The sequence below is a fragment of the Variovorax sp. GW458-11-26-14-LB1 genome (assembly GCF_059423965.1).
The window spans coordinates 43,466-52,445 of record NZ_JBWKYW010000047.1 but is presented as its reverse complement, the minus strand read 5'-3'; the positions used below and the strand labels follow the sequence as shown (position 1 = coordinate 52,445).

9 protein-coding genes are annotated in these 8,980 nt (G+C 67.2%); 1 reads left to right on the top strand and 8 read right to left on the bottom strand.

What is annotated here, in order from left to right:
* The 5 genes from AC07YS_RS25055 to AC07YS_RS25035 all read right to left on the bottom strand — a co-directional run.
* Nucleotides 1-353: TRAP transporter large permease subunit (locus AC07YS_RS25055; protein WP_495273940.1), on the bottom strand; the 353-nt coding region annotated here is incomplete at its 3' end.
* Between the two features lie 9 nt (nucleotides 354-362).
* The gene (locus AC07YS_RS25050) at nucleotides 363-896 is read right to left on the bottom strand and encodes a TRAP transporter small permease (RefSeq protein WP_095747225.1); all 534 of its coding nucleotides are present in this window, start codon (nucleotides 894-896) and stop codon (nucleotides 363-365) included.
* A 3-nt stretch (nucleotides 897-899) separates the two neighbouring features.
* The gene (locus tag AC07YS_RS25045; RefSeq protein ID WP_495269921.1) at nucleotides 900-1,880 is read right to left on the bottom strand and encodes a TRAP transporter substrate-binding protein; all 981 of its coding nucleotides are present in this window, start codon (nucleotides 1,878-1,880) and stop codon (nucleotides 900-902) included.
* Between the two features lie 111 nt (nucleotides 1,881-1,991).
* Entirely contained in the window at nucleotides 1,992-2,252 is a 261-nt protein-coding gene (locus AC07YS_RS25040) for a hypothetical protein (RefSeq protein WP_225616844.1), read from the bottom strand.
* A 28-nt stretch (nucleotides 2,253-2,280) separates the two neighbouring features.
* Nucleotides 2,281-3,897, bottom strand: a complete 1,617-nt coding sequence (locus tag AC07YS_RS25035) for a PA0049 C-terminal domain-containing protein (RefSeq protein WP_495269920.1) — start codon at nucleotides 3,895-3,897, stop codon at nucleotides 2,281-2,283.
* Between the two features lie 354 nt (nucleotides 3,898-4,251).
* Between AC07YS_RS25035 and AC07YS_RS25030 the strand changes: the two genes are divergently transcribed.
* Nucleotides 4,252-4,881: a LysE family translocator gene (locus AC07YS_RS25030; protein WP_495269919.1), complete on the top strand. Its 630-nt coding sequence runs from the start codon at nucleotides 4,252-4,254 to the stop codon at nucleotides 4,879-4,881.
* Nucleotides 4,882-4,900: 19 nt separating this feature from the next.
* Here AC07YS_RS25030 and AC07YS_RS25025 read toward each other — a convergent pair whose 3' ends face one another.
* The 3 genes from AC07YS_RS25025 to AC07YS_RS25015 are packed head-to-tail and all read right to left on the bottom strand — an operon-like array spanning nucleotide 4,901 to nucleotide 8,975.
* Nucleotides 4,901-6,319: an L-serine ammonia-lyase gene (locus AC07YS_RS25025; protein ID WP_495269918.1), complete on the bottom strand. Its 1,419-nt coding sequence runs from the start codon at nucleotides 6,317-6,319 to the stop codon at nucleotides 4,901-4,903.
* Complete coding sequence (locus AC07YS_RS25020; RefSeq protein ID WP_492682295.1) at nucleotides 6,316-7,296, bottom strand: ABC transporter substrate-binding protein; 981 nt, start codon at nucleotides 7,294-7,296, stop codon at nucleotides 6,316-6,318. The genes AC07YS_RS25025 and AC07YS_RS25020 overlap by 4 nt, the downstream gene beginning before the upstream one ends.
* A 32-nt stretch (nucleotides 7,297-7,328) precedes the next feature.
* On the bottom strand, nucleotides 7,329-8,975 hold the full coding sequence (locus tag AC07YS_RS25015; protein ID WP_062477436.1) for an ABC transporter permease: 1,647 nt from the start codon (nucleotides 8,973-8,975) through the stop codon (nucleotides 7,329-7,331).
* Nucleotides 8,976-8,980: the final 5 nt, after the last annotated feature.

Below are 8,980 nucleotides of genomic sequence, written 5' to 3'. Positions count from 1 at the left end.
GCCGACGAGCCCGAGACCGAGCCGAACACGCCGCAGCCGAGGATGGTGGTGTGCATGAGCCGGCCGGGCACGCGGTTGAGCCACGGCCTCAGGCCTTCGAACATCTCTTCGCTGAGCTTGGTGCGGAACAGGATCTCGCCCATCCAGATGAACAGGGGCAGCGCCGCCAGCTCCCAGCTCGCGTTGCTTTCCCAGAAGGCCGAGAACAGGTTCTTGCCGGGCAGTGTGTTGGTGAAGAAGGCCTGGCCGACCCAGCCGACGATGGCCAGGGTCATGGCGATCCACACGCCGCCGGCGAGCAAGAGAAGCATGATGGCGAGCAAGAGCGCGCCCATGAGCAGGGTTTCGAGCATAGGGAGCGTTCAGACGTCGGAGGAAAAATCGCCGGCTGCGTGCCGCTCTTCGATGGCGCGCTGGTAGCTGGGCTTCTCGCCGCGCACCACGCCCACCAGCTCATCGAGCATGGCGATCAGGAGCAGCCAACAGCCGATCACGAAGGCGGACTGCGGAATCCAGATCGGAATGACCACCAACCCTGTGGCCATCTCCGCGAACTCGTAGCTTTCGTACGTGAAGCTGGTGGCCCAGTAGGTGAGGTAGGCCACCGACACTGCCGCGATCAGCAGGCACATCACGTCCAGCACACGCCGCACTTTCAGCGGCACTGCGTCCAGCAGCAGCGTCACGCGAACGAAGTCACCATGCCGGAACGCATGCGCCATCGCAAAGAAGGCCGCAGCAGCGCACAGCCAGGAGACGATGTCGTTGAGCCCGCTCACGTGCCAGTTCATCTGCCGGCCCACACCGGCCACGATCATCAGCACGAAGATCAGGAAGACGCAGAAAGCGCCCAGCGCGCCTGCACCGTCGTACAGGCGATCGAGGAAGCGGCGCACGGCTTACTTCTTCTTGTAGGTGTCGACGATGGACGCACCATCGGCACCGGCGGCCTTGAGCCAGTCGGCCTGCATGATGCCGCCGACCTGGCGCATGTCGGTGTCCAGTTTGGGCGAAGGCTTGTGCACCTTCATGCCGCGCTCGGCGAGCAGGCGCTTGTACTCGTCGTTCTTCTCCTGCGCGACCTTCCAGCCGCGCACCTCGGCGTCGGCCGCGGCCTTGGTCACTGCCGCCTTGGTGGTCGCATCGAGCGCATCGAACGCCTTGGCATTCACAAGGATCGCGTTCTTCGGAATCCAGGCCTGCGTGTCGTAGAAGTTCTTGATGTGCTCGAAGGTCTTGGTGTCGTAGCCGGTGGAGCCCGAACTCATGTAGCTCTCGATCACGCCGGTGGCCATCGCCGCACTCAGTTCAGCCTGCTGGATCTGCACGGGCTGTGCACCGATGAGCTCGGCGATCTTGGCCGTGGCCGGGCTGTAGGCGCGCCACTTGATGCCGCGCAGGTCGGCCACCGAGCCGATCTCCTTCTTGGTGTAGATGCCCTGCGGCGCCCACGGCACCACGAACAGCACCTTGATGCCCTGGGCGACGAGCAGCTTGTCCATCGCGGGCTTGGAGGCGTCGTAGAGCTTGCGGGCCTCGGGATACGTGGTGGCCAGGAAGGGCACGCCGTCCAGCGCGTAGATCGGGTTCTCGTTGGCGTAGTTGGCCAGCAGGATCTCGCCGGCCTGGGCTTGGCCGCTTTGCACGGCGCGCTTGATCTCGGGCGCCTTGAACAGCGACGCGTTCGCATGCACCGTGATCTTCAGCTTGCCGCCGGTGGCCGCGTCCACGTCTTTGGCGAACTGCGTGATGTTCTCGGTGTGGTAGTTGGTCGCGGGGTAGGCATTGGCCAGATCCCACTTGGTCTGGGCGTGGGCGCCGAGGGAAAAGGCCAGGCCCGCGAAGGCAGTGACGACGGCGTGCGCGTAGGGATTTCGCATGGAAACGCTCCAGGAGTGCAAAGAGGGAAAAGAGAGGGAGAGAAAACGAATGAACGAGGCGAAGCCGCGGCGTGCAATCCATGCACGCCGTGGCGCCGACGGCCAAGCCGGCTATTCCTTCTTCTTGGGGGCCAGCTCGAGCGGGCTGGCCGGCAGGTCAGAGCGCCGGGGCTCGGGCTTGTCCGCGACCTTGCAGTCCTGGTCCTTGAAGGGTCCGGCCTCGCGCACCCAGTCGGGGCTGATCGGATGCTGCGCGCAGACGGCCTTGCCGCTGACCTTGTTGCGCATCAGGTAGAAGCTCTCGGTGGGTTGGGCCAGGGCCGCGCCCGACAACGCCAGGCCGACGATGCCGATGAAGAGTTGGTGTTTCATGTCCATGCCTTCTTGTGATGCAACGTTGTCAGGGTGCCGGCGCCGACAGGGTCTTCGCCATCGCGATCACCAGGTTGCGGCCCTGGGCCACGATGGAGTCGCGGAAGCCCTCGAAGGTTGCATCCGTGATCTTGCCGTCGCTGCCCGCGCCGAAGCGCGTCATGACCGGCGTGTGGATGTGCCCGGCGGGAATGTTCAGCTTGAAGGTGTCGCGCAGCAGCGTGTTGCGGTACGCGCTCGCATTGGAGAGGTAGTTGCCGCCGCCGCCCCGGCTGGCGCAGTTGTTGTCCAGCGGGCCCAGCGCGTCTTTCTTGCACGGCTGCACGCTGTAGGTGTCGCGCCGCAGCACGTCCCAGCCGCCGGGCGTGCCGGTGTCGCGGTTGATGACGCCCTCGCCCGTCTTCGCGTCGATCATGGCCTGGAACGGCAGCGTCGACACCGTGAACTGCGGCGGCGTCTCCTTGGCCCAGGGCCGCGGCAGGAAGCCGAGCCAGCGCTCCGGCGGATAGATGTCGCAGTCGAGCACCGACGGGAACCTGTCGCCGTCCATGCAGGCGGGCCAGACGTTGTCGTTGCCCGGGATGCTGGCCAGGTGGTAGCGGCCGTTGAAGTGCTCCAGGTGGAAGGCACCGCCGCCCTGGCTCATGGAGATGGATGCGTCCACGCGCTTGGGCCCGGGCTTGAACCACGGCCCCAGCGTGTCTTCCTGCATGCCCTGCAGGAAGGGCGGGTAGTTCACGGGCAGGATGAAGGTGCGGATGACCGCCGTGGTGCCGTCGCCCAGCGCCACGGTGTTGCCGTCCAGCGAGAGGATGGTCGCGCCCGAGGGATTGCCGATGCGGATGTTCGGGTTGTCGTGGACGCCCGGCGTGCCCAGCGTGAAGGGATCGAAGCCGCTGACGAGGATGCGCTTGTGGCCCGCGCCTTCCGGAAAGTCGATCGCGTACTGGCCGCGCGACGCGCGCTCGAATTCGTTCTCCAGTGCGGCGCGCTGTGCGTCGTCGAGCGGGAAGTCGGGCTTCCACTGGCGCAGCGCGAACGTCATCGTCAGGCGCGCCCAGTACAGCATGCGGTCGTCGCTCTGCGGCAGGCTGCCCTCGACCTTGCGGCCCTGCACCCGGTCCACCGCGGCCTGCCACAGCTGCTGGCCCTCGGCCTTCAGCAGGGCCACGGCCGCGTCGTAGCTCGACGCGCCGGCCAGGCCGTCCTTGCACAGCTTGAGTGCGAACGCCGGCCCGAATTTGTCGAAGCCGCTGGCCTGCAGCACCTGCTGCGAGAAGCTCGCCGCATCGCTGGCGCTGAGCTTGTTGGGCAGGCGCTGCTCTTCGTACGAGGCCGCGACGCCGGTGTCCATCGCGCACCTGGCCTGGATCGCCGGCGGCGCGGGTGGTGGGGGATTCGTCGTGGGTGGCGGTGCGGGCGGCGGTGCGTTGGCAGCGGCGATCGCTGCTGCAATGGCCGCGACGGTGGCCGGGTCAGCCCCGCCACCTCCGCTGCCACCACCGCATCCCGCCAGTACCGCCGCGCAGATGCCCAGCCCCAGTGCATTCCGACGCCAGGAGATGCCGCCCTGCGGGACGCCCGCTGCGTCCTTCGCTTCGCAGTCGTCCCCCGCAGAGGGGCTCGGATGAAAGTCGCTTGCCATGACGAATCGCTCCCATGAATGTGGTGTGTGCAGACAAGGAAAGCCTCGCGGCCGGTTGCCGTGAGCCTCGGAAATTGGTCAACACCACCATGCATTCAGGTCTCAACCATTTGATCTTGGTTGAGCTTAGATTACTGTTTTGTTGAACAATTAATCGAATGATGCCCCACCATATTCGTCATGAAATTGGTGCAAACCCGCGAGATGAAGGACGCGCCCACCAACGCTGCACAGCGGCGCCTTGGTGATTCGTGGGGTGCGCGCGAGGGCAAACGAGCACCGCAGGCAGAGCGACGCGCCGCCCCGGACTGCTGAAATAATGACCACCCCGCCACCCCCACCGCCGGATGCGCCATGACCCTGTCCGCCTACCTGCTGTTCCTGCCCGCCTGCTTCGCCATCAACATGGCGTTCGGCCCTAACAACCTGCTGTCGGTCACCAACGGCGCGAAGCACGGCGTGTCGCCGGCCGTGATCGCGGCGAGCGGCCGGCTCGTGGCCTTCGCGGTCATGATCGCCATCGCGGGCCTGGGCATGGGCGCGGTGCTGGTGGCTTCAGAGTTGGCCTTCGACGTCATCAAGTACATCGGCGCCGCGTACCTCGTGTGGATCGGCGTCCGGCTGCTGCGCGCGCCGGCACCGACCGCGCAGGTGCAGGCGCACGAGGCCGCACCGCCGTCGATGCGCGCGCTGGTGCGCCAGGAGTTCACGGTGGCGGCCGGCAACCCGAAGGCGATCCTGGTGTTCACCGCCTTCTTCCCGCAGTTCGTGGTGCCCGGTGCGTACGCGTCGAGCTACGTGCTGCTGGGCGTGACCTTCCTGGTGTTCGAGCTGATCGCGATCGCGCTGTATGCGCTGCTCGGCGCGCGCATGCGCCGGCTGGCCAACGGCAGCCGCGCGATGCGCTGGTTCAACCGCGTGAGCGGCAGCATGATGGTCGGCTTCGGGCTGATCCTCGCGCTCACGCGCCGGCCTGCAGGTTGAATGGCCGACCGCGCGGCGGTCAGCACTCGACGATGTTCACGGCGAGGCCGCCGCGCGATGTTTCCTTGTACTTGGTCTTCATGTCCGCGCCGGTCTGCATCATGGTCTGGATGACCTTGTCCAGCGACACGAAGTGCGAGCCGTCGCCGCGCAAGGCCATGCGCGCCGCGTTGATGGCCTTCACCGCGCCCATCGCGTTGCGCTCGATGCACGGGATCTGAACCAGCCCGCTGACCGGGTCGCAGGTCATGCCCAGGTTGTGCTCCATGCCGATCTCGGCGGCGTTCTCGACCTGCCCCGGCGTGCCGCCCATCACCGCGGCGAGCGCGCCCGCCGCCATCGAGCAGGCGACGCCGACCTCACCCTGGCAGCCGACCTCGGCGCCCGAGAGCGAGCCGTTCTTCTTGTAGAGGATGCCGATGGCCGCGGCGGTGAGCAAAAACTCGACCACGGCTTCGTCGCCCGCGCCGGGAAAGAAGCGCTGGTGGTAGTGCAGCACCGCCGGGATCACGCCCGCCGCGCCGTTGGTGGGCGCGGTGACCACGCGCCCGCCGGCCGCGTTCTCTTCGTTGACGGCCATGGCGTACAGGTTGACCCAGTCCATCGCCGCGAGCGGGTCGGGCGCGGCCTGCGCCGGGCCATTGCCCTGCAGCTGCCCGAACAGATCGGCCGCGCGCCGCCGCACCTGCATGCGCCCGGGCAGGGTGCCGGTGCTCGCGCAGCCGCGCCGCACGGCACCGGCCATCGCGTCCCACACCTGCAGCAATTCCGATCGCACCTCGGCCTGCGGTCGCCACTGCGTTTCGTTGGCCATCATCAGCGCGGCGATCGACAGGCCCTGCGCCCGGCATTGCGCGAGCAGTTCCGCGCCGGTGTCGAAGGCGAAGGGCAAGGCGGCCGGTGCCGGGCGCTGCACGCCGGCTTCGTTGCGCACGCTCTCGCCCTGTGCATCGACGACGAAGCCGCCGCCGACCGAGAAGTAGTCGGCCTCGACCAGGGCCTGGCCCTGCGCATCCAGCGCGATGAAGCGCAGGCCGTTCGGGTGCCGGGGCAGGCTCTTGCGCAGGAAGAGCAGGTGCTCTTTCTCATCGAACGCCACGGCGTGCGTCCCGAGCAGGTGCAGTCGCCGCTCGCGCCGGATGGCGGCGATGGTGGGCTCGATGGTGTCGGGATCGATCCGGTCCGGCCGGTGGCCTGCGAGCCCGAGCAGCACGGCGCGGTCGGTGCCGTGGCCGCGGCCGGTGGCACTCAGCGAGCCGTACAGCTGCGTCACCAGCGCGGCCACCTGCGGCAGCGGGCCCCGCGCTTGCAGCAGGCAGGCGAACTGCCGCGCCGCGATCATCGGCCCGACCGTGTGCGAGCTCGAGGGGCCGATGCCGATCTTGAACAGATCGAAGGCGCTGACCGGCGTCGAAGGCGCCTTCGCCGTGCTCGTCACCGCGCCTTCACCGCCAGGTTCCATAGCGCCACGAGCTGCTCGTACTCCGCCGAGGCCGCTTCCTGGTCGAGCGGGAAGACCTTGATGGCGCTCAGGTCGGGCAGCGAGGTGAGCTTGGACACCGCGATGTCGCTGCGCACCGGACGGCGGAAGTTCTTCACCAGCAGCTCCTGCTGCGTCTCCTTGCTCAGGAGGCCGTTGTAGAGCGCGACGGCGGCGTCCATGTTCTTCGCGCCCTTCACGATGAACATGCCTTCGGGCGCCAGGTAGCTGCCCTCGGTGGGATAGACCAGCTTGATCTCCTTCTGGCCGCCCGCCACGTACTCCTGCGCCGCGTACTCGATGGTCAGGCCCACCGGGTACTCGCCGGCGGCCACGCCCTTGTAGGTGCTGCCCGACGACGCGGTGACGACCGCGTTGGCCGCCAGCTTGCCCAGGCCGTCGCGGCCGAACTGCTTGAGCAGGCCATACACCAGCATGTAGGCCGTGGCGCTCTTGCTCGGGTCGGTGATGGCGAACTTGCCCTTCCACTCGGGGCGCATCAGGTCCGACCAGGTCTTGGGCGCGGGCATGCCCTTGAGCTGGCGCTCGTTGACCATCATCACCATGACGTGCACGTTGGTGCCGACCCACAGGTCGTTCGGGCCGCGAAAGGCCGCGGGCACGGCCGCGAGGTCGGGCGACTTGTAGGGCGCCATCTGGTCCTTGTAGGCGCCCAGCGTGCCGAAGCCGCCGCTCCACAGCACGTCGCCGCGCGGGTTCTTGGCCTCGGCCTGGATGCGCTTCATCAGCGTGCCGGTGCCGCCCGTGACCTGCTGCACCGTGAGCCCGGGCGCCTTCTTCTTGACCACGGCCAGCGCGGTCTCGACGGTCTCGGTGTTGTTGGACGAATAGAGCACCACCGTCTGCGCACCCGCGATGCCCGCCGTGAGGGCCAGGGTCGCGAACGCGCATTTCGCCAGGGACTTGAAGGACATGAAAACCTCGCAGGTTGAAGTGAATGGGTGGGTCATTTGCTGGAGAAGAGGTTGATGCGGAACACCTTGATCGCCACCACGATGGGCAGCAGGATCACGCTGACCAGCGCCGCGCCGTAGGCCGAGGCCAGGCCCAGGCGCCCGCCGTCGACCTGGCGGAAGATGGCGATCGGCATGGTCTCCAGGCCGCCCGTGTAGACCACGATGGAGGCCGACAGCTCCGAGATCGTGGTCACCCACATCAGGATGGCGGCCGAGATGATCGAGGCCTTCATGGCCGGCAGCAGCACCTTGAAGAAGGTCTTCAGCGGCGACACGCCCAGGCTGATCGAGGCCTCCTCGATGGAGTCCGAGATGTTGAACAGCGTCGACGACGCATTGCGCACCGCGAAGGGCAGGCGGCGCACCGTGTAGCACAGCACCATGATCCCCGAGGTGCCCGCCAGCACCAGCCAGCCGGTGTTGAAGGTCTGCACCAGCGCAATGCCCAGCACCGTGCCCGAGATGGTCAGCGGCAGCACCACGATGTAGTCCAGCAGCTGCGTGAAGGGGTTGCGCTTCTTGATCGTCAGGTAGCTCACGAGCACCGCGAAGGCCACGCCCACCACGGTGGCCATCGAGGCGAACTTCAGCGAGTTGATGATCGGCTCGGGCGCACCGCGCAGCGCGCGTTCCAGGCTGGACAGCGACCACTGGCCCCAGCGCATCACGGGCCCGCTGGTCTCGGTGAAAGCGCCCACGAAGACGATGAGCAGCGGCAGCATCGACAGCACGATGATCACGCCCACGCTGAGCGTGTAGAACACCGCCGCGCCCGAGCGCACGCGCACCACGGCGGGCGCGCGGCCCTGCGTCATCGTGTAGATCTTGCGTTCGACCACGCGCTTCTGGAAGAACAGCACGATGGCCACGATGCCGATGGACACCACCGACATCGCGCTTTGCAGCGTGGGGCTGCCGCCCATCTCGCCGACGAAGGCGTTGTACGTCATGACCGACAGCAGCGGCACGCTGCTGCCCAGCACCACCGACAGCGCGAAGTTGCCCACCACCAGCGTGAACACCACCAGCGCATTGACCAGCACCGCCGGCAGGATCACCGGCACCAGCACGCGCAGCTTGGTCACCAGCGGCGAGGTGCCCAGGCTCAGGCCGGCTTCTTCGAGCTGGCCGTCGAAGCCGCGCAGCGCGGCCAGCACGCCCAGGTAGATGTAGGTGTAGTAGACCAGGGTCATGGAGAACACCATGCCGGTCCAGCCGTAGAAGGTCGGCAGCGTGATGCCCGCGCCCGCGAGCAGGTTGGTCACCAGCCCGTTGTTGCCCAGCAGCAGCAGCCACGACTGGCCGACGATGATCTCGGGGATCACGATGGTCATGATCGGCAGCACCGCCACCAGGTTCTTCAGCGGGAAGTCGTAGCGCGCCACCATGTACGCGAAGGGCACGCCCACGGCCACGGTGCAGGCCGTGACCGACACGCCGAGCACCAGCGTGTTGCGGAACGCGAGCAGGTATTCGCTGTCCTGCAGCAAGGTGATGAAGCCGGACAGCGAGAACGCGCCCGACTCGTCGCGCACGCTGTTCACGAACAGCGTGCCCAGCGGGTAGAACACGAAGAACAGCAACAGCACGAGGCTGAGCAGGGTCAGGAAACCCCAGGGCCACCAGTTGATTTTCATGGCGT

What these genes read in the sequence shown, in the direction of transcription:
- AC07YS_RS25045 (WP_495269921.1), bottom strand. Translation starts at nt 1,880, where the DNA reads ATGCGAAATCCCTACGCGCACGCCGTCGTCACTGCCTTCGCGGGCCTG.
- AC07YS_RS25040 (WP_225616844.1), bottom strand. Translation starts at nt 2,252, where the DNA reads ATGAAACACCAACTCTTCATCGGCATCGTCGGCCTGGCGTTGTCGGGC.
- AC07YS_RS25035 (WP_495269920.1), bottom strand. Translation starts at nt 3,897, where the DNA reads ATGGCAAGCGACTTTCATCCGAGCCCCTCTGCGGGGGACGACTGCGAA.
- AC07YS_RS25030 (WP_495269919.1), top strand. Translation starts at nt 4,252, where the DNA reads ATGACCCTGTCCGCCTACCTGCTGTTCCTGCCCGCCTGCTTCGCCATC.
- AC07YS_RS25020 (WP_492682295.1), bottom strand. Translation starts at nt 7,296, where the DNA reads ATGTCCTTCAAGTCCCTGGCGAAATGCGCGTTCGCGACCCTGGCCCTC.
- AC07YS_RS25015 (WP_062477436.1), bottom strand. Translation starts at nt 8,975, where the DNA reads ATGAAAATCAACTGGTGGCCCTGGGGTTTCCTGACCCTGCTCAGCCTC.